Below are 20026 nucleotides of genomic sequence, written 5' to 3'. Positions count from 1 at the left end.
CAGGTGTTGTCTACACTCGGCATGTGCCCAGCTCAGAGCCATTGTGCAAGTGTCATCATGAACAAGCTGCGCACCGGCATTACCGGCGCGGAACCGACTGCTCGCTCTGCGATTGTCCGCGTTACCGGAGTCGGGTATCGCTGCTGTCGAGATGGTGGCCCTGGAAATAGTTTGCCCGGGCAAAAACAATCTTACCGTCCGATCGAATGCGAAGAACAAACCGATTCGTTAGGATTAGGGGCCTGGATACAGGCAATACGGACAAATGCGGCTCGGGGACCGTCCGACATTCGATCCGGTAGGAGAGGCTTCATGTCGAACGATGCAGTGCTGGACAGGCTCGGTACCAGCCTACGAGTCCTCGAACTCGAACCCATCGGTTACCGACCACACCCGATACACAATCACGACCGCATCTGGACCGAGACCAACTGCTACGTCGACCTGTGGATCGAAGTTCTGCACTCGTTCGGTGCAGATCCCACTCCGGCTCTCGCCTTCGTGCTGAGCGCCGGATGCGACGGGCGACAGTGGGATTTCGTGAAGATCGCTCCCGAGGACCTACGCAGCCTGTACGGCATCGGCGTTGCCGAGATGAACGTGTGGCGTCCCGTACTCGAGCACGTCGTCGAAGGCCTGGAAGACGGCATCCACGTCACCGTGGAGGTCGACGGCTTCTGGCTGCCCGATACGGCGGGAACCAGCTATCGCAACCAGCACACCAAAACCACCATCGTGCCGAATCTCGTCGATCGCGACGGCAAGGTGATGGGGTACTTCCACAACCGCGGCTATTTCGAGCTCACCGGAGCCGACTTCGACGGGATATTCAATCTCGCCCCCGAGCCGCACGCGGAGGTGCTGCTGCCCTACGTCGAGCAGATTCGAGTGGATCCCGCGGTACTCGACGCGGGTTTCGGTGATCGAGACCTCGACGTCGCTCGCGCTCATCTGGCGCGTCGAGCTTCTGGCAACCCTGTCGATGCGCTGGCTCGCCGCATCGTCGCCGATATCCCGCTCGTACAGACTGCGGGACCCGACGCATTCCACCTCTGGTCGTTCGGCCTGCTCCGGCAGTTCGGTGCCACGGCGGAACTGGCTGCGAACTACGTGCACTACCTCGAAGGTCGTGGCATCACGGGAGCCGCTGCGGCAGCGCCGCACTTCCTCGATGCCGCCTCCGGTGCCAAGGCCGTCCAATTCCGGATGGCGCGCGCCGCACGTGGTCGGGATGTGGTGCTCGACGAGCCGCTGATCGAGATGAGCAAGAACTGGGCTGCCGCCATGGACATCGTTGCAGGTGCATTGGGCACGTGATCGATCTGCTCGACGGCGCTCGGTGGCGGCTGGCCCGAACCGACGCCGGCTCTGTTCTCGACCCTGCCGATCTACGGGAAGATCTCGACTGGGTCGACGCGGTGGTGCCGGGCACGGTTGCCACTGCGCTCGGACACTCACTCGCAGTGGATCCCGACGAGCACGACTGGTGGTTCGTCACTCACGTCTCCACCGGTGACCATCGCCGGGTGCGAGTGAGCTTCGGCGGCATCGCGACCCGCGCCCGGATCTGGATCGATGGCGTCCATCGCAGAACCGTGACGTCGATGTTCGTTCCCGAGACCCTCGATCTGACGGACCGCGAAGACACCGTCACCATCGCCATCCACATCGAATCGCTTGCAGCTCAACTGAAGTCCCGACGCCCCCGCGGTCGGTGGCGATCGTCGCTGATCGCCGCACAGGGGCTGCGACACGAGCGAACGACGATGCTCGGTCGCGCACCCGTGTACGGGCCCCTTCCGGTACCCGTCGGACCGTGGCGTCCGGTGACGATGACCCCCATCCCCGACGTTCACCGCGTCGACCTGACGACGGCGGTATCGGGCACCGACGGCGTCGTCACGCTGCGCGCCGACCTGGGCGCTCCAGGGGTGGCTCGAATCATGATCGACGACAGGGCCTTCGAGCTCGGCACGGTCGAGCGCGTCGACTGCGCGGTGACGCTGCCCGACGTCGAACTCTGGTGGCCCCATACGCACGGCCGACCGCGAACGTATCGCGTGACGCTCGAGGTCGACGGCACCGTCCATCCCATGGGCGTCGTCGGCTTTCGCACGGTCGAGCTGGACCGTACGGCAGGCGGCGCAGTACTGACGGTCAACGGCGAGACCGTCTTCTGCCGCGGAGGAACGTGGACCCCGCTGGAGCCGGTGCGGTTGTGGTCGCCGGAGCCCGAGCTGCGGGCGGCGCTCGAGCAGCTCCGACCGGCGGGTCTGAACATGGTGCGCGTCGTCGGCACCCTGGTGTACGAGCAGGCCGAATTCTGGTCCCTGTGTGCAGAATTGGGCATCATGGTGTGGCAGGACGTCATGTTCGGCACCGTCGACCCGCCCACCGACGACACGTACACCGCAGCGGTCACCCGCGAGCTCGACGCGTTCGCCGACACGGTCTCCGCCAACCCCGCCCTGATGGTCGTCAGTGGTGGAAGCGAGACTCAGCAGCAACCCACGATGTTGGGACTCGCAGCCGAGGACCAGCGAATGGTGATGCTGGACAGCGTCGTTCCCAGCTTTCTCGCCGATCGTCTACCCGGCGTCGCCTACGTGACTTCGAGTCCGTCCAGCGTGAGCGGCGAACTGCACACTCACGTGGGCGACGGCATCGCACACTACTTCGGGGTGGGCGGCTATCTCCGACCACTGTCCGATATCCGCACTGCCGGAGTACGTTTCGCGGCGGAGTGCCTGGCCTTCGCAGTTCCCCCGGAACGGGCGCAGGTGGAGAAGTTCTTCGGGTCCGCGGCCGTTGCCGGTCACCACCCCGACTGGAAAGCCGCCGTCCCACGCGACCGCGGCTCGTCCTGGGACTTCGAGGACGTGCGCGATCACTACGTACGCACGATCTTCGGCGTCGACCCACACCTGATCCGGCGCGACGATGCAGAGCTGTATCTCGATTACGGTAGAGCGGCGATCGTCGAAGCGTTCACCGAAGCGTTCGGCCACTGGCGTCGAGCATCCTCGGGGTGCGCCGGAGCCCTCGTGCTGACGCTACGAGACACCGTCCCCGGTGCGGGCTGGGGCATCGTCGACACCGCCGGTGTGCCCAAGGCACCCTTCTACGCGTTGGCGCGGGCCAGTGCCCCGGTGGCACTGCTGTTGTCCGACAACGGACTCGACGGCTATTCGGTGGAACTGGTCAACGACGGACCGGCTCGATCGGGCACTGTTCGAGTGGTGCTGCACGCCTCCCGCGGCAGCCACGAGTTCGAACGCACGGTGAGCGCCCCGGCGAACGGATCCATCGCACTGACGGTGGATTCCATCGTCGGCACGTTCACCGACGTCAACCACGCCTACCGCTTCGGCAGCCGCACCTACTCCGCCGTCACGGTCCTGTTTCTGGACGACAGCGGCGTCGAGGCGGCACGAACCACCGCGCTCGTCGGCGCGCAGAGTCGTCAGAACACGGTGGGCCTCACGGCGAATGTTGTCGAAAAAGATTCTGGAACATGGGAACTGATCGTCCGATCCGACTGGCCGGCGCAGTACGTCTGCGTCGACATCGACGGCTTCGAGGTATCCGACTCGTGGTTCCACCTGGCACCGAACGAACCTCGTACGCTGACGCTCGTCGGTCGCGGCGGGGGTGCACCGCGCGGACACGTGCGCGCTTTGAACTCCGTGGAGCGGGCCTCGGTGGCACCGAAGGTCGTGAGCGGTAACTCGTAGTGGACTACGAATTCAGTCGATGGCCCAAGCTGTGCACGTGCCGCTAGCGGCTCGTGCTGAGTTTTCCTCGGGCATAGCCGATTCCGGCCGCACCGACGCTGGCCACCACGGCCATCGCACCCCACGCGCGCGCGGGATTGCCGCGGGCCGCTGCGCTGGTCTCCCGGCCGACCGCGCGAGGAAGAATCTTGGCGGTGTAGGCCCGCTCGGAGGACAGTGCGTCCTCGGCCCCGATCAACCGGGCGATCGCTGCCTTCGATACGCCCTCGGCGTAGCTGCGCGTGATGAGATAGCGCGGACGAGTGCGATCTGCGCTGACGGTGTGATCGACGACGATCGAGGGATCGAACACGATCTGGGCGTCGGGATGCGTCTGACGCAGACGGATGCACAGCTCCGTCTCCTCGCAACCGAGCGGCACTCGACCGATCCGGCCGATGCCGGAGACGAACCCGCCGAGTGCGACGACGGGCTCACGGCGGAACGACATGTTCGCGCCCATGAGATTGCGGACCTGAGCGGTTTCCGTTGGCTGCCCGCGGTAGGTGCACCCGACGACCCAATCGAGTTCGCCGGGTTCACCCACTACCTCGGCCGGCAAGAAGGCCGGACGCTTGTCCGGCCATACCGGGTATGCAGAGCCCCCAACGGCGTACACGGCATCGTCCGAGTAATGGGACAGAATGGCTCCGAGCCACTCTGTGGTGCGCGGTGAGGCGTCGTCGTCCAAGAAGACGACGATCTCACCGGTCGCGAGGTCGAGCGAGGTGTTGCGCGCTCCGGAGAGGCCACGTGGGTGGTTGTTCTCCACCACGTTCACGGTCCGGTGCAGCGGCGAGAACTCCTCGCGCGCACGTTCGGCCAGTTGCGCATTGTGATCGATGACGATGATCAGTTCGTCCGCCGGAACGACCTGATCGAGGACGGCACGCACGGCAGCCTGTAGTTCGGACCACCGAGCCAGGGTGTACGCGCAGATGACGACCGAGGAAGTCGGCAGACTCACGCCGTCTTCTCGCGGAGTTCGAGAACCTCGTTGTACGACTCCAGGGCCTCGAACTCGAGGTCCATGTCGGTGCGGGCGTCGACCGACTCTCGCAACGGCCGAACGATGGACTTGCGCTTGATCTTGCGGGCACGCATGCGCTCGGTCATCAGGGTGCGCAGCACCCGGAAGCCGTCGGAGAAGGTGCGCAGATTGCTCTGACCGTAGATGCGAGCCGACTCGACGCTCGGCACCTCTTCGATGCGCACGGACGCCTCGGCGAAGCGGCAGTTGATGATGGTCTCGATCTCGAAACCGTCGCCCCAGAGCATCATGCCCTCGGCACCGGGCTGATCGACGACGGGGAGATCCAGCACCGGCACCAGGTCGCGCCAGAAGGCGTTGTAGCCGTAGCAGAGATCCGAGAAGCGAGTCCCGAAGAGGGTGTTGGCCACCAGGTGCAGGCCACCGTTGCCTGCACGGCGCAGCGGGGTGATGTCGTGGCTTCCGCCGCCCTCGCAGAACCGGCTGCCCTTGGCGAAGTCGGCACCGGCGAGCAGGGCGTCGACGAAGCGCGGGATCTCGGCGGCATCGGCCGAACCGTCGGCGTCGAACATGACGATGATGTCCCCGGTCGCGGCCTCGAAGCCGCAGGCGAGAGCGTTGCCCTTGCCCTTGCGGGTCTGCTTGATGATGCGAATGTCACCGCGGATCTCGCGCGCCGCGTCGATGGTGCCGTCGACGGATCCACCGTCGACCAGCACGAGCTCGTAGTCGTGCGAGAGCAAGGGGAGGACGTGACGAAGGTTCGCGGCCTCGTTGAGCGTCGGGATGACGACACTGACGCGGGGATTCTGACGATTCAACATATCCATTCCACATGGGTCGAGTGCGATGGGCAGATGTCTCCGAACTCCGTGAATCGACCCCCGCCGCATCCACAGACAGTGTCATAACGCTCGTTCTCAAGCGTAAGAACCTGTTTCCTTTGACTGAAAGCAAGCTTAAAAGAAGCTACGAGTTTGTCAAGCCGCGAACAAACCAACTGGGAGATTGTTTGGAGATACACGTCATAGTTTGTGACGAGATCAACGTGATCGGTACTGGTAGACGATCGTGTTGGTGTCCTGATACCGCACCGACCACGCCGAGTTGGTGGCGAGCCACTGCCGGAAACGTGCGACCGCATCGTCGGCGACGAACCCGTAGTACTGCATCGCCTCGAGCGACTGACGGGTCAGGACCATGTAGGTGGGTGTGTCGCTGACCGACGCGTTGTAGTCGATCTGGCCGAGCTTCTCCGGCGTCGGGAAGCCTTCCATGTACTCGGGGCCCAGCGCGTAGAGCGGGACGTCCCAGTACTCGTTGGCCTCCGTCAGGCGCCCGTAGTCCGACGTCGACCGGGCCGGGTAGCCCGAGGAGTACAGCATCGTGACTGCGGTGCCGGACGGTGACTGCGCGGCGACCGCGCGGGCGTCGTCGATCTGGTCGCGGTGTTCGAGCACGATCGGCCACAGGCCGAAGTAGCTCTGCAAGCCCAGCACGGCACTGCCGAGTGCCCCGGCCGTGGCGACCGCAACCGATGTCCGGGCGGTGAGCCTGCGGGCCCGGGACGGGCGATCCTGGGAGGGCTTGCGATCGAACAGGGCCAGGAACAGCGGCGTGATCAACAGCACGCAGCCGGGGATCGCGTACAGGTACACCCGGAAGATCGCTTCGCCGCCGTAGCTCTGCCCGGCGAGCAGCATGATCGATCCGAACGCCATCACCATCGGTGCCCAGAACGTCTTCTTGGTACGCCAGGCGTAGATCGCCGAGACGAACGCCAGCACGAACACCCCGCCGGACAGTGCGCGGCAGACCAGGGACGTGATCTGTTTGCCGAGCACGCCCTCCGCCTCGACGTTGCTCGCGGCGTTCTGTACGGGGTCGAACCCCTGGAAGAGTCCGTACGGTGCCACGATCGGCAGTCGCGGATACAGGTATCCGAGCAGGATGATCCCGAGAGGAATCATCAACCACCACGGCTTGGCTCGCCGCGTCACCAGCAGCACGCCGGTGACGGCCATCAGCCAGTACGGCGTCAGCTGGTGCGTCGGGACCAGGGCCGCGAACGGAACGATCGACAGGAACGCCGCGGACCGGGTGAGCGAGGAGGACATCAGCAGCGCCAGGAAGCCCACGGCGAGCAGAACGGCCCACGCCTGCGGTGAGTAGTAGTCCTGGCCCACCCAGTTGATGACCTCGGCGAGCATCGCCGCGGTGATCGCGGCGCGTTTGTCGAACTTCATGACCCGCGCCAGTCCGTAGACGGCCGCCGCGAGCACCACGTGGATCATCGGCGCGAACACGTGCGCCAGAGCCAGCGTGTCGTATCCGGTGACGTGCTGGAACCAGGCCGAGACGAGGAAGAAGCTGGGCCACTCGCTGTAGATGTCGACGCCGCTCGGAGCCAGTCGGTTCAGATCGAGCACGAACTCGGTGACGGCGACGTGCTTGTACGTCCAGTCGTAGATCGGAGCGGAGGTGACGAGGGTGACGGTGAATCGCTGGACCACGATGGCCAGGCCGATGGCGACCAGCATGGTGCGCAGCTGATGACGACGCAGCGCGATCAGGAACGCCGCCATGATCAGCACCATGCACAGCACCAAACCAGGGCCGGTTCCGGCGGTCAGCAGCCCGAACTGCGAGTACGTTGCGCGCTCGAGACCGGGCAACAACGGCAGCCACAGAAAGAACGCCAACGCCAGAATCAGGCCGGCAACATTGCGTCGCAACGTCTCTCGGTCGGTCAGAGCGAATTTCACGGAAGCGAGGGCGGACGTTCGCGACGACGGCGAGACGACCTCACGTGCCTGCGCCACCCAGACCGGCAGGTCGGGACGGCCGTGCTTGCGGTACCAGAGCACCGACGAGCCGATCAGGGCCAGACACAGCCACAACGTCCACATCCGGGGCGACCAGCGGTAGCCCCACATCGCCGCCGACACCATCAGTGTCACCACCGAGATACTCAGAATCGGCAGGGCGGCAGGAACCGCGGTGCGTGGGATGCGCACCCACGACAGGATCGCGGCACCGGGTCCGAAGAACAGCAGGACCGTCAGAAGCACGACGCGAACCAGCGTCGGCAGCGCGATCATCGAGGCCAGGCCGGACAGGGCGGCGAGGACGCTGATGTCCGAGTAGCGCAATCGGCTACCCGCGCGCCGCCGCGTGCCTGCAGCGAAGTCGGTGGTGCCTATGGGCCAGTCGGTCCAGTCGGACGGGACGAACAGCTTGTGCCGCAGATCCGCGATGGACCGGTATCTGGAATCAGTCGAGGACGGGTTCACGGCTCACCCCCGCCAGCGGAGTGCGTTCGCGACCTTCGCGCCTGCTGCGCCGGATGGCCGCGGGGCCCTTGGCGATGGAGAGCAGTTCCATCCGGCCGATGCCGTCGGGCAGGTCGGCAGCGAGATCGTCGGGAGGGGAGGCGACCTTGCTCATCTTGGCCGACAACCGAATTGCACTGCCGAGTCGGCGGGCGGCAACCTTCGCCGCGAGGCTCGCGGATCTGCGGTCGGTGGCGACCGTGTACAGCCACGCGCCGAGCCCGAGCCCGTACCCGCGCGCCTGGACCGCCAACGCCTCGGGATCGGCGCGGTGACGGTGCCACACGATGGCCGCAGGCTCGTACACCAGCTTGTCGCCGGCCATCAGCACCCGGAAGAACATGTCGAGATCCTCACCGCCGTTGGTCGGCGATCCCACTCCCAATGCCTCGTCGAATCCTCCCAGATCGAACATCCGGCCGCGGTCGACCGCGAAATTGGCTCCGGTTCCGTACATTCCGACCTGGAACGGAAACAGCGGCACGTCGGCCGGAGGGTTCTTCAGGTCGTAGACCCGGGGCGTCACCGAACTCGCCCACCCGACGCGGCGATCGAAGTACGCCTGCGCCTGAGTGCGGATCTCCCCACTCGGCACGATGCCGGACACGCACGTGACCCGCTCGGCCCGCCCGAAGCCGCGCGCGATGCTGCGCAACCACCTCGCGTCGACGGCGACGTCGTCGTCGGTGAAGGCGACGATGTCGTGCCGCGCTGCCCGTAAACCCGTGTTCCTGGCCCTCGACAGACCCGCCGTCGGCTCGGACACGACGCGAACACGGGAGTCGTCCAACCCCCGAACGTACTGCTGCGTGGCATCGGTCGGAGACGCATTGTCGACGACGACCACCTCGAAATCCGGGTAGTCCAGAGCGGACACCGACGCGAGCGCGCCCTGCAGATGATCGACTCGGTCACGAGTGCAGATCACCACGGTGATCGGCGGCAACGCTCGATCGGTCTCGGGCACAGCATCGGGCATCGGAACCTGGGCGAGCGACATCGCCGCCCTCCGTGCATCGTCTGCCGCGACCGCGCCGTCGACGACATCGAGTTCGACGAAGCCGAGGGGGTCCGGTCCGCGTCGGATCAGCAACCGGGCACGGTGGTAACCGTCGGAACCGTCGAGGACGAGAGAGTCCGGAAGATCCTGCTCCAGGTCGATGTCACCGATCCACACGGCACCGTCCCATTCGGGAGACTGCAGTCTGGGGAGCGCGGGAGGTAACACGGGGAGGGTCCTTTCGAGTGACACGTACGGGCAGGTGGGGCGGGGTCTCAGTCGGCGCGATACCGCACCCAGTCGACCGCCATGGTCGCCGGGAACGGCGTGGAGTTGTCGGTGGGGCCGGGCCAGTCACCGGCGACGGCGACGTTGAACAGCAGGAAGAACGGCTTGTCGAAGACCCAGTAGTCGTTGCCGCCGGTGAGGTCTGCCGGAGTGATCGTGGCCAAGGTGGTGCCGTCGATGCCGGTGGTCACGCGGCCGGGAGAGCGCTCGACCCAGTAGGTGTGGAAGTTCTCGGACAGTGGCTCGGGCGGAATCCCGCCTGCGTCCACCTTCTGGCTGGTCAACGAATCAGGTTGGGGGGCATGGATTCCGGTGTGGTACTGGTCGGCCTGGTTCAACGTCTCCATGATGTCGATCTCGCCGGACAGCGGCCAGCCGACCGAGTCCAGGTCGGTACCGAGCATCCAGAACGCCGGGTGCAGTCCGGCTCCGGCCGGCATCTTGATCCTGGCCTCGATGCGGCCGTAGGTGAACTCGAACTTGTCCTTGGTGGTCACTCGGGCCGAGGTGTACCCGTCACCGTTGCGCATCGCGTTGATGACCATGTGGCCGTCACCGTCGAGAGACGAGTTCTCGGTCGAATCGGTGTAGTCCTGCTTCTCGTTGTTGCCCCAACCGGTCTGTCCGACATCGTGACTCCAACGGTCGTCCGACATGGCATCACCCGCCGTGCCCGAGAAGTCGTCGTAGACGGTGAATCCGGGCTTGGCGGCTTCGGTATTCGACGCCGACGTCGTGGAGGTGGCGTCGACGGTGCCCTGCGCAGTGGAGTCGGGGTCGGCTCCGTCCGAGCGCTGCGTCAACCCGTACACGGTTCCGGTGACGACCAGACCCAGCACGACGAGGAACGCCAGAACGGAAGGCCAGCGTCGACGTGGAGGCTCGACGATGAGCCCGGTTCCTGGCAGCCGCGAAACCTCGACGGTCCCCGTTCCGGACTCGTGGCTCGATGCGGCATGACGACTCACGCGGTCTCGTCGACGTTCTTCGGAACTCGCGTCGCGTTGAACTGCGAGACCGAGAGCACGACTATGCCCACGAGAAGTGCATAGGTGGCGATGCGTTCCATGCTGCCGATACCGAGACCGAACTCGTGACCGCTCATGTAGGCGAAGTAGCCGGCCAGACCGACGGCACCGAGCGCGGTCACGACGATGCGGATACCACGCGGCAGACTCCGGTGCCCGCCCGCGACGACGAGGCCGAAGTTTCCGAAGATGAAGAACGCGGTGGCTCCGAACGAGTGAATGGGGTAGTTCACGCCCTGGTTGATCACGCCGGCGGTCGTGGCACCTGCGCCGGCCACGAGGAAGAACGACGCGGCCCTGCCGTCGATCCGGCGAACGATGTACCACGATGCGCCCACCGCGGCGATCGCCACACCGAACAGCACCATCGAGGCGTTCAGCAGCACGTAGAGCTGGCTGCACGGCCAGTTACCGGTAGGTCCGCAGAAAGGAACGCCGAGCTCGCTGATGTAGTTGTTCCGGTAGCTGTAGAGACCACGCCACGTGGCCGAGACGATGTACTCGACGAGGACGAACTGCACCACCGACAAGCCCGCCCACCGAGCGACGTGGGCAACGAAGACCGATCGCTTCGTTGCAGGCGCACCGGTGCTCGACGTCGGACTGTTCGCTTCGGGTTCGGTGGGGCGCTTCGCTTCGATGGTCATGCAGTTTTCTCCTGAGGGGCCAGCAATGCGAGGGGGTTCGCTGCTACGAGATCGAGTGCGGCTTGCACTGTGTGGCGATCGAAAACATTGTCGTGGAACGACGCCGAGACGAACACGACCGAACCGATGGTCTCCATCGTGATCATCACCGACTCCGGTAGTCCCGGATCGGCGATCACGAAGAAGGCGCGGTCGGCGGGATCGGCAACCCAGGAGACCTGCTCCAACTGCCTGACCCTACCGAGATCGGAGTACATGAGCTGAACTCTGGGGCGAACCGGAACTTTGTCTCCGAACACCCCGGAGACGGCCTTGTGTTCACGCTTGTACCTGATGGTGCTGATCGTCGCGGATGCGATGGGACGGCCCTTGGCGATGGCACCGGACAGTGCCCCGTGCACCTCCCCGGCCGAGGTGGGATCGATGTCGGAGAAACGGATCCCGGCCGCGAAGTTGCCGAGCACTACCGTCGACGGCGGAAGGTAGCGGCGGCAGTCGAACAGAAACGCCGCGGAACGATCGAGTGACAACGACGTGCGCGCGAACGCCGCAGCCACGGCGGCACACATGACCGCGCTGACACTCGCGCCGGGCAGGTGGGATTCCCGCCACCGCCGGATCGCATCGGTGGTACCCGATTGCGTCACCACGGTGGCCACCGCCGCGGACGGTGCCCACGGCCGAGATGCCGTCGGCGATGCGGTGTCCGGCGCGGCGGTGGTGGCTGCGTATTCCGGGTTCGGACCGGGACGGACGCGGTCGTGGATCGTGTCGAAGACTTTCCTGGGATTTCGAACGATCCAGCGCAACAGTGCTTTTCGGAGAGGGTGACCGTCGATGGCTCTGCTCGCCCACGCCGGAAGCGGGGCGTCGGGACGTGCGTCGGCCAAGTAGGCGAACAGGTCGACCGGCAACAGAGCGTCGCCGATACCGTGATTGAGATCGAGGAACAGGTAGCGACCGGCCAGACGGATCCGCAGAGTGATCTCGGGAACGGACGCGTGCGAGAACTCGGTGAGCTCCTTGGCCAACTGCTCGTGATCGACGGCGGGTCCCTCGACGATGTGCTCGACCACCCGCTCCGGCTCGTAGACCCAGCCGGCCGAAGACTGGTCGGCGCGCAGGCCCAGCCGCGTCGCAGGACCGATCGAGGCCAGTGCGAGTACCCGGCTCCGCACTCGTGCGAGATCACCGAAGTCCGCAGGTCCCAGCACGGTCACGATGCGCGAATCGGACCGAAGCATGTCCAGTGAACTGGCGCGATAGGTCTGAGTCATGGTGCCGTCCTGTGTTGAGCGTGGACAGGGATGCGACGCGGTGACGGTTCGTCGAGCTGCGGCCGGCCGTCCTGTGGCTCGCGGCGAGGCGGTTCCGCGTGGCGGGGTTCGGCGTGGCGTGGCTCGCGATGACGCGATCGAGGTGGGCGGGCGTCGCTGTCGTCGATCGGCCCGCGGGGTCCGGGAGAGCCCGACGGGCCCTGGTCGTCACCGGACTCGCCGTTGCTGCCTGCGGACAGCTCACGAATCCATCGGACGAGCGGCACGATCAGAACGACTGCCCCGAACGCCTCCGCGGCGAGGTACGCCCAGCCGACGGCCGCGATGCCCATCGACGACGACAGTGCCACCGAGCCGCCGATGATGATCGAGGTGGCCACCACCTGCACGATCACGGCCAGTCGCATGCGCCGACGGACCCGAGCCAAACCGTCGTACAGGGAACCGACGACGGAGAGCGGGATGGTCAGCGCGGCCAACTGCACGATGATGGTGCCCTGATCGCGATAGCCCTGGCCGATCAGGCCGAGTCCGAACGGTGCAACGAACGCCAGGAAGATCGACCCGCCCACCGCGACGATGCACACGAGGCTCATGAATCGCTTCGTCAGGCGGTGGAACTGTTCGGGGTGGGCGGCGACCTCGGCGACGTACGGTCCGATCAACACGCTGATGAGAATGTACAGAGCACTGACGATCGACCAGGTGAGCGAGAAGTAGGCGTTCTGCTCGGCACCGAGGGTGGCGACGACGATCATCGGCACGAGCAGCGGAGCGAGCGAGCCGAGCGCGGTGATGCCGTACGCCGAACCGAAGTAGGCCCACATCTCACGCCGGGGCGGCAGATCCGGCTTGCCGGCGTACCGCTGTTCGGTGCGGACGTTCTTCAGGATCGCGCGCAGGACGAAGATCGACGCCACGATCGCGGGGACGGCCCAGGCGGAGATGATCGAGGTGCTGCGCTCGGTCGAGAAGAGCGCCAACAACAACACGAACTTGAAGACGGCGTGAAAGACGTTCTTGGCGGCCGCCCATCGGGCGACGCCCAGGCCGGAGGAGGTCTGATCCTGCAGCGCGAACACCGCGAGCACTGCGACGAAGAACGGGAACGAGACGATTTCAGCGGTGTTGGTGAACATCTCATCCACCGGTGCAACCAGCAAAAAGCCGCCGCCGAGCACGAACGCGAACGCGGTGACGGTGAGGTAGCCGCGCACGATGAACGACTTGGCCAACCGGCCCGAGATCGGAAGGAATCGCTCGTACATCGAACCGAGGCTCAGATTGGACAACGTGGAGAGCATCACCGCGGAGGTGATGACCGCCGACGCGCTGCCCACCTCGGCGACGGGGTAGAGCCGACCGGCTGCAGCCCAGAACAGCAGGCCGAGTGCGCCGGTGATGGCCGTCGAGAGCATCAGGGCCATCGAGTTGAGCGCGAGGTTGCGATCGGAGGCCTTCGAACCCGGTCCCGTCTCGGGTGCCGAATGTTCGACGGGGTCGGCGATCGGAGACACATCGACCGACTGCACGGCATCGTGCCGAGGCACGGTCTGCACCGGCATCGTCGGGCTGTTCATCAGACCCAGGTCGAACCGAGCCGGTTCGACCGGATACCACCGAAGTTGTTCGAGCTGTTCGTGCTTGGGCGGCAGGATTCGGGGAGCGCGGTGCTTCACAATCGAACCCGCCCCACTGCGACGGGAGGCGACGGAGCAGTGATCTCGAGGTCGAATGCAGCAGCAGTGACCGCGAGAAGTTCGGCTCGCACGTTCTCGCGCAGGTCGCGGCCGTAGAGCGAGTGATCACCGGACTCGAACGAGGTGACGGTGGGCACCGACGATCGGCGTCGGAGCCGGCGCATTCCCTCCGGGCCACGATTGGTTTCGAACCAGGCGGTGTCGCTGGGGGAGAGCAGAACTCGTGTCTGCACCCGGCGGTCGCTGAGAATGCGCAGCGAGATCTCGGGAACCTGGATCAATCCGCGCCGGCCGAGCCAGATCCACAGGGCATACGGAATTCGCGGCTGCAGTGCATTCTTGGTCCGTACACCCCAGTGGTGCAGACGGTCGAGTGCGCGAGCCTTCAGTCCCGTCTCCTCGATGTGCATCGAGGAACGCTTGACGAATTCGAGTCGACGAGTGGTCCAGTCCAGGGTGTTGAGCAGTACTGCGGCACGAACCCCCAGTTCTCGGGCGGCGAAGCTGGAATACCAGGAGCCCGAGCACATTCCGGCCACCAGGACATTGTCCGGGGTCGACCCCGACTGCCGGACGGCGGTGAGTGCATCCTCGTTGCCCTCGTCGCTGTAGAGCCGGGTCAACTCCGTATCGGACACGATTCCGCTCTCGCCGGTGCCGCGACGATCGAAACGCATCGTGGCCACTCCGAAGCGAGGCAGTAGCCGCGCCAGTTCCACCCACATACGGACCGGGCCGACACGGTGCTCGTTGGCGGTGGGATACAACACCACGGTCGGTCCACCGGGCAGGCACAGATCCGAGGACGACCGAATCGCGAAGAGCCCCTGTGCGCCCAGGTATTCGATGTTCTCGTGGATTCCGTCGACCACGAACCGCGATCGACGCTTCACCGCCACGTCGGCGGTGGGTGTCGCGGGGAACTTCGACGCCGTCCACGTCGCGAGGTAGGAGATGTCGGACGTCGGGATGACGACCTCGAAATCACTCGGCTCGAGAAAGTCGTCGTGCGCGGTCAGAATGTGTTCCTGAGCCGAGAGAGTCTCGACGACCCTGCGTACGGGCTTGGTATCGGCTCGCTCGGCGCGCGTGGCAACCAGCACCGGTGCGTCCGTTCTCGTCTTCGCGGCATCGAGCGCGGAGAAGTCGGCAGCCGAATCGGGATGCAGCACAGCGCCGATGATCGACACCCGCGGATCTGCGTCGGAGTCGGTGGTCACGCTCACCGAATACAGCGCGCGCTGCTCGTGCAGATACGACCGTCCTCTGACCACCGGATCCCACAGCGTCATCGCGGTGAGCGGGCCACACTCGGCGGCGACCGAACACGCCAACAAGGCCCCGACGCGCAGACCGACGAGGCCGACGTCGTTCACCCCGCAACCACGAACGTAGGCGACGGCTTCGACGATGCTGCGCTGCCAGTGCGCCACCGCGTCGGGCTGATCCTGCTCGCCCCACGAATCCCCGGTGCCGTGATAGTCGAACCGCAGCACCAGAAGTCCCTGCGCACACAGCTTCTGCGCGAGCAGGGTCATGCCGCGATACGAATCGACCTGTTCCTTGCCCAATGGTGGGCACAGCACCACACCGCCGCGCGCCCGACCGCCGGACGGCACATGGACGGTGCCGAACAGCGGTGAGTCGGCCGGGCCGAACCACATCGAGTACTTGCCGCCCGCCGTACGCGAAGAGGACTCGGCGAGAACTGAGCCGATGCGCCGGGGAGCGGTGCGGGAACTGTTCACAGGTTTGGTCCTTCGTGTACGTACACGGGTGAAGCGGTATCGATCAGTTGCGCAGTGCGGCAGGCCAGGCCGATCGATCGAGTCCATGGGTGCGGAGCATCGCCAGGGCGATGCGTTCCATGCCGAAGCCGACGCAGGCGCTGTGGGCCGGTTCGCCGTCGACGGTCTCGATGCCGAAGGTGTGCCCGAAGTGATCGCGGTGGCAGTTGCACGAGACGACCGCGGTGCCCTCGTCGAGATCTCCGTAGAGCTTGACGACCAGTTCGGTCTTGAGGTTCTCGTTGCGCTGGTTCGCCGCGAGCATGCGTCCGGCGCGACCGAAGAACGGGTCGTTGGCAATGACCGCCTCGGCTTCCAACCCCAGATCTGCCAGCACCTGAAGACCGCGCGGTACCCAGCGTTCGCGGTGTGCGATCGCGTCGTCGGGGGTGCCGACTCGAACGAACTCGTGCATCCGAAATGCCTGCATCCGAGCCGGATCCACCGCGGGTTCGTGCCGGAAGCAGTAGCCGTAGATGTCCATCAGCGTGCCCTCGTCGGGCAGCGTGCCGGTGAGCATCGAGTACGACGGATGGCAGGCAGCCGAGACCAGCATGGTGCCCGCCGAGTGCAGAAAGTGATCCCAGTCCTTACCGTCTGATCGTTCCGCCAACAGCGCCGCGTGTTCCTTGTTGTCGCCCTCGAACGTGTTGATGGCACCGGTGAGGTTGGGGAACGACGCGATGTAGTCGGTGCGCTCGAAGGCTTCCCGCGGGAAGACCGGAGCGAACCGGAATCGAGTGGCCTGACGGCCGTGTTCGGCGACGCCTGCCTCGGTGACGCGGGCATCGACGAACTCGATGATGTCCTCGAATTCGCCACTGCGCCCGTACAATCCGGGGATCGAGCTGGGAACCAGCAAGCCGGCGTCGACGAGCTGGGCGCGGAAAGCGGCTCGGGCCGAGTCGAGTTCGCTGATGTCTGTCTCCGGTGCGGAGTGTGTGGTGGTCATCATTTTCCCTTGTAGACGAGGGAGAGCTGCGAGTTGTGCCCCAGGATGCGTTCGTTGCTGACCATGATCGCGGACCCGTGCGCATCGCGGAGATGACGGCCGATGCTCATCTCGCCGTCCTGGCGGTAGCCGGAGATGCCACAGATCTGCAGTGCCTTGCCGACGATGTCGATGACGAGCGTCGACGCGGTGACCTTGACGTTGTTGATCTTGAGTGCGAAACCGATGGCTCCGAGCTCGGCAGGGCTGTCGGAGACGGCCTCGAACTTGGCTGCGGCACCGAACACCGTGTCCACCAACTGCTCGTGCACCACCATCAGCTCCGCGAGACGCAGCGCGCTCGGCGGCGGCGTTCCCGGAGTCTTGCGTGCGGCCTTCTGCACCGACTTGCGCGCCTTGGTGACCGCCGCGTCGGCGATGCCGAGCCACGCAGATCCCCACAGCACGTGCGCTACCGGAAGCATGGTCTGAGCGGAGATGTCGCCGTAGTTGTCGCCCAGGATGTTCGACGTCGTCGTGCGCGCGTCCAGCATGAAGCCGGGGCTGCAGGTGCCGCGAAAGCCGAGGGTGTCCCAGGTGCCGGTCTTGACGAGCGTCACGTCGGGCTTCTCGCACACCACGAGCACCTGATCGCTCGGCGGGCTGTCGACGCTGCGCCGCGCCGTCGCCAACACGATCTGCGCGTACTCGCCGTAGGAGATGACCGGTGCGTTCTTGCTGAGCGTGATCTGCTCACCGTCGTACTCCACCGCGCAACTGCTCGAGCGGACGTCGCCGCCGATGTTGATCTCGGTGGTGGCCGACGCCACCAGTATGCGATCGGTCACGATCCGACGCTGCAGGTCTGCCATGGCGTCGGACTTGCCGTGGCGGACGATGCTGAGCACCTGTGACTGGTGCATGACGAAGATCATCGCCGTCGATGCGCACTCGGCACCGAGGGCGCGCGAGATCCGGGCTATGTCGTTCAGTGTTGCCCCGCCTCCGCCGAACTCCCGCGGAATTCCGACCCCGAGCAAGCCGGCGTCGCGCAGCGCATCCACCGATTCGGTGGGGAAACGGGCATCGCGATCGACTTCGTCGGCGTAGGTCCGCAGCACGGCCAGCACGTCGGTGATCGACTGGTCGATCGAGCTCTCGTAGACGGTGGTCATGGCCTCAGTCCGTCAGCTGAGCGATGGCCGCGGCGATCGCGTTGATGCTGCCGAAGGTCGACTTCTGCAACATGGTGTCGGGGAATTCGACGTCGAACTCGTCCTCGAGCGCGATCATCACGTTGACACTGGCGTGCGAGGTGAGGCCGCTGTCGTAGAGATCGGCAGCTTCGTCGATGCCCTCAACGGGAACCGGCAGCTTTCCGAATTTCTCCAGAACGGTTCGCACTCGAACCACGTCGTGAGCATTGAGCGTCTGCATCGAAACCTCCACCGATCGCGTTAACCACGAGACCGGACGGCCTCGTCGTCGACTCAGGGTCGGCTGGCAGTGCGCCTTTTCGACCCAAAGTCTCCCCAGACCCTCTTAAACAATATCGCAGATTGTTTAGTAGCGTTACCGGGATGCCCGCATCGGGTATCCGAGCCGCCGTACACTTCGAGTGGAGCGGGGGCTCGTACGGGCGCCGGATCGGGCGTCGAAACACAATCTGTGAAGGACTGTCTGGTCTATGGGTGGAGTCTGCGGGGTGTCAGTGGGTACCGGTGCCGTGCGCATCGCGTACATCGCCGACGGCCGCCGCGTCGAGGACTCCATCGACGCAGAGGGTGCACACGACCTGCTGCCCGGCAAGCTCGTCGACCTCGGGCCGTTCGAGGACATCGTCCTCGCAGGATGGGACACCGCAGCCGTGACGGCGCTGCTGGAGACCCTCGGCGACGGCACCGTGCCGAAAGCTCGCATGGTCGAGGAGTCCCGCGCCCTGCTCGCCTATGCCCGCACCGTTCCGGAACTGGCCGACAAGGACTACGTCCTGGTCGTCGACCTGGGAAAGAAGGGGCTTTCGGCCACCGCACTCGATGTCGCGGGAGAGTACGTCGAGTGGACCGCACGCACCGTCGACATCAGCGGTGACCGCTTCGACGAGGTGGTCCGCGGCATCGTGATGGCCAAGGGCATTCTGCCGGCTCCGGTCGGCCCCGAGGGCGATCAGGAGTACCAGGCCTTCTTCCGCGAGCTCAAGGAGTTGGTGAGCTCGTCGGTCGGCGTCCGGGCACCCAACCGCGGCCCGATGTTGCTCAGCCGAAAGGAATTCGAGCGAGAGATCACACCGCTCGTCTCCGACGCCTTGGACTGGGCCTCCAAGCAGGCACCCGATGCCGTACTGCTGATCGGCGGCGGTGCAGCCATCCCCGCGGTGCGCACCATCATCGAGGACAAGTGGAACGTTCCCGTCCACGTGCCGGACGACCCTGCAATGGCCATCGCCGAGGGCGCGGCACTCGACGAAAGGCCCGCCGAAACCCCTTTCGACGGCTCTCTTCATGCCGATGTGGGAATCATCACCGTCCCGGACGATGCATCGGAACTGCTCGATGCGCCCGAGATGCTCGCCGAGCCGGAGATGCTGGACTTCGACACCGTCGAGGAGTGGATGGTCGACGGCCTCACCGTCGACCAACTCGCGACCGAGGATCTGACGATCCCGTCGACCACCTTCGACACGGCCCCGGCAGACATCGACCTCGACGAACCTGCACTCCTGCAGCCCGAGGTGCTCGAACCCGCGGCACCCGAGCCGGGGGTCGTCGCCGAGCCGGTTCGCCGCGGCCGACGCACCTGGTCGATTCGGGATGCGTCCGTGCTCGCCGCCGTGAGTCTGCTGATCGTCGCGGTAATGGGACTGGTGTTCACCCGGGGAAACACACCGCCGCCCACTCCGCTGATCGACCAGCAGATTCCCACCGATTCCACGTTCGCCGCTGCGCTTTCTGCCGTCGCGGGTCCGGCCGACGGGGTCGATCCGGGACCCGCCGAGCTGCCGGTGCTCGGGCCCGCTCGATTGTCCGACGCGGACCTGTACGAGCGCGAGTTCACCTACGCCGGCGAGCTGTACCTACCGACTGTCGATCCGGAGCTGCCGGAATAGACCTCGGGTCCGGTTCGAGCCAACCGGGTGGGGAGCGCGACCGGTTTCACTGCGCCCGGCTCCGCCCACCGCCGGGGCGCGCGCCCCGCCGATTCGGCCGAAGCGGTAGCCTGGCGCTCTGGACGAGGTGGACCGCGTCCGAAGACAACTGCCGATCGAAATGAGG

General features: G+C 65.6%; 15 protein-coding genes. 3 read left to right on the top strand and 12 right to left on the bottom strand.

Going from position 1 to position 20026, the window contains the following annotated elements; genetic code table 11:
* The first annotated feature begins 312 nt into the window (after nucleotides 1-312).
* Both R4P47_RS14475 and R4P47_RS14470 read left to right on the top strand, forming a co-directional pair.
* A complete protein-coding gene (locus tag R4P47_RS14475) occupies nucleotides 313-1317 on the top strand; it encodes a DUF1839 family protein (protein ID WP_149407385.1) in 1005 nt (334 codons plus the stop codon).
* The gene (locus R4P47_RS14470) at nucleotides 1314-3734 is read left to right on the top strand and encodes a glycosyl hydrolase 2 galactose-binding domain-containing protein (protein ID WP_317785078.1); all 2421 of its coding nucleotides are present in this window, start codon (nucleotides 1314-1316) and stop codon (nucleotides 3732-3734) included. The genes R4P47_RS14475 and R4P47_RS14470 overlap by 4 nt, the downstream gene beginning before the upstream one ends.
* A 43-nt stretch (nucleotides 3735-3777) precedes the next feature.
* Here R4P47_RS14470 and R4P47_RS14465 read toward each other — a convergent pair whose 3' ends face one another.
* The 12 genes from R4P47_RS14465 to R4P47_RS14410 form a co-directional block, all read right to left on the bottom strand.
* The gene (locus R4P47_RS14465) at nucleotides 3778-4740 is read right to left on the bottom strand and encodes a glycosyltransferase family 2 protein (RefSeq protein WP_269595004.1); all 963 of its coding nucleotides are present in this window, start codon (nucleotides 4738-4740) and stop codon (nucleotides 3778-3780) included.
* Entirely contained in the window at nucleotides 4737-5588 is an 852-nt protein-coding gene (locus R4P47_RS14460; RefSeq protein ID WP_411567339.1) for a glycosyltransferase family 2 protein, read from the bottom strand. Before R4P47_RS14460 ends, R4P47_RS14465 begins: the two co-directional genes overlap by 4 nt.
* Nucleotides 5589-5807: 219 nt before the next feature.
* Nucleotides 5808-8057 carry a hypothetical protein gene (locus R4P47_RS14455; protein ID WP_269595002.1) on the bottom strand — a complete coding sequence of 750 codons (2250 nt, stop codon included), beginning with the start codon at nucleotides 8055-8057 and terminating at the stop codon, nucleotides 5808-5810.
* Nucleotides 8038-9324, bottom strand: coding sequence for a glycosyltransferase family 2 protein (locus R4P47_RS14450; protein ID WP_255183129.1), 1287 nt, complete (start codon nucleotides 9322-9324; stop codon nucleotides 8038-8040). The genes R4P47_RS14455 and R4P47_RS14450 overlap by 20 nt, the downstream gene beginning before the upstream one ends.
* Before the next feature lie 47 nt (nucleotides 9325-9371).
* A complete protein-coding gene (locus R4P47_RS14445) occupies nucleotides 9372-10352 on the bottom strand; it encodes a glycoside hydrolase family 16 protein (protein ID WP_283347426.1) in 981 nt (326 codons plus the stop codon).
* Nucleotides 10349-11059, bottom strand: a complete 711-nt coding sequence (locus tag R4P47_RS14440) for a DUF998 domain-containing protein (RefSeq protein WP_283347425.1) — start codon at nucleotides 11057-11059, stop codon at nucleotides 10349-10351. The genes R4P47_RS14445 and R4P47_RS14440 overlap by 4 nt, the downstream gene beginning before the upstream one ends.
* Nucleotides 11056-12336: a hypothetical protein gene (locus R4P47_RS14435; RefSeq protein ID WP_283347424.1), complete on the bottom strand. Its 1281-nt coding sequence runs from the start codon at nucleotides 12334-12336 to the stop codon at nucleotides 11056-11058. Before R4P47_RS14435 ends, R4P47_RS14440 begins: the two co-directional genes overlap by 4 nt.
* Complete coding sequence (locus tag R4P47_RS14430; protein WP_283347423.1) at nucleotides 12333-14015, bottom strand: lipopolysaccharide biosynthesis protein; 1683 nt, start codon at nucleotides 14013-14015, stop codon at nucleotides 12333-12335. Before R4P47_RS14430 ends, R4P47_RS14435 begins: the two co-directional genes overlap by 4 nt.
* Nucleotides 14012-15784, bottom strand: a complete 1773-nt coding sequence (locus R4P47_RS14425; RefSeq protein WP_283347422.1) for an alpha/beta fold hydrolase — start codon at nucleotides 15782-15784, stop codon at nucleotides 14012-14014. Before R4P47_RS14425 ends, R4P47_RS14430 begins: the two co-directional genes overlap by 4 nt.
* Before the next feature lie 43 nt (nucleotides 15785-15827).
* Nucleotides 15828-16775: an amino acid--[acyl-carrier-protein] ligase gene (locus tag R4P47_RS14420; RefSeq protein ID WP_149407378.1), complete on the bottom strand. Its 948-nt coding sequence runs from the start codon at nucleotides 16773-16775 to the stop codon at nucleotides 15828-15830.
* Nucleotides 16775-17929, bottom strand: coding sequence for an acyl-CoA dehydrogenase family protein (locus R4P47_RS14415; protein ID WP_269594997.1), 1155 nt, complete (start codon nucleotides 17927-17929; stop codon nucleotides 16775-16777). Before R4P47_RS14415 ends, R4P47_RS14420 begins: the two co-directional genes overlap by 1 nt.
* A 4-nt stretch (nucleotides 17930-17933) precedes the next feature.
* Entirely contained in the window at nucleotides 17934-18191 is a 258-nt protein-coding gene (locus R4P47_RS14410) for an acyl carrier protein (RefSeq protein ID WP_032396368.1), read from the bottom strand.
* A 268-nt stretch (nucleotides 18192-18459) separates the two neighbouring features.
* On the opposite strand from R4P47_RS14410, the gene R4P47_RS14405 reads away from it, so the two are divergent.
* On the top strand, nucleotides 18460-19860 hold the full coding sequence (locus R4P47_RS14405; protein WP_269594996.1) for a rod shape-determining protein: 1401 nt from the start codon (nucleotides 18460-18462) through the stop codon (nucleotides 19858-19860).
* The last annotated feature ends 166 nt before the right edge of the window (nucleotides 19861-20026 follow it).

The organism is Rhodococcus sp. IEGM 1370, from assembly GCF_033142325.1.
Taxonomy (GTDB): Bacteria; Actinomycetota; Actinomycetes; order Mycobacteriales; family Mycobacteriaceae; genus Rhodococcoides.
This window is presented reverse-complemented; position numbering and strand designations above follow the sequence as displayed.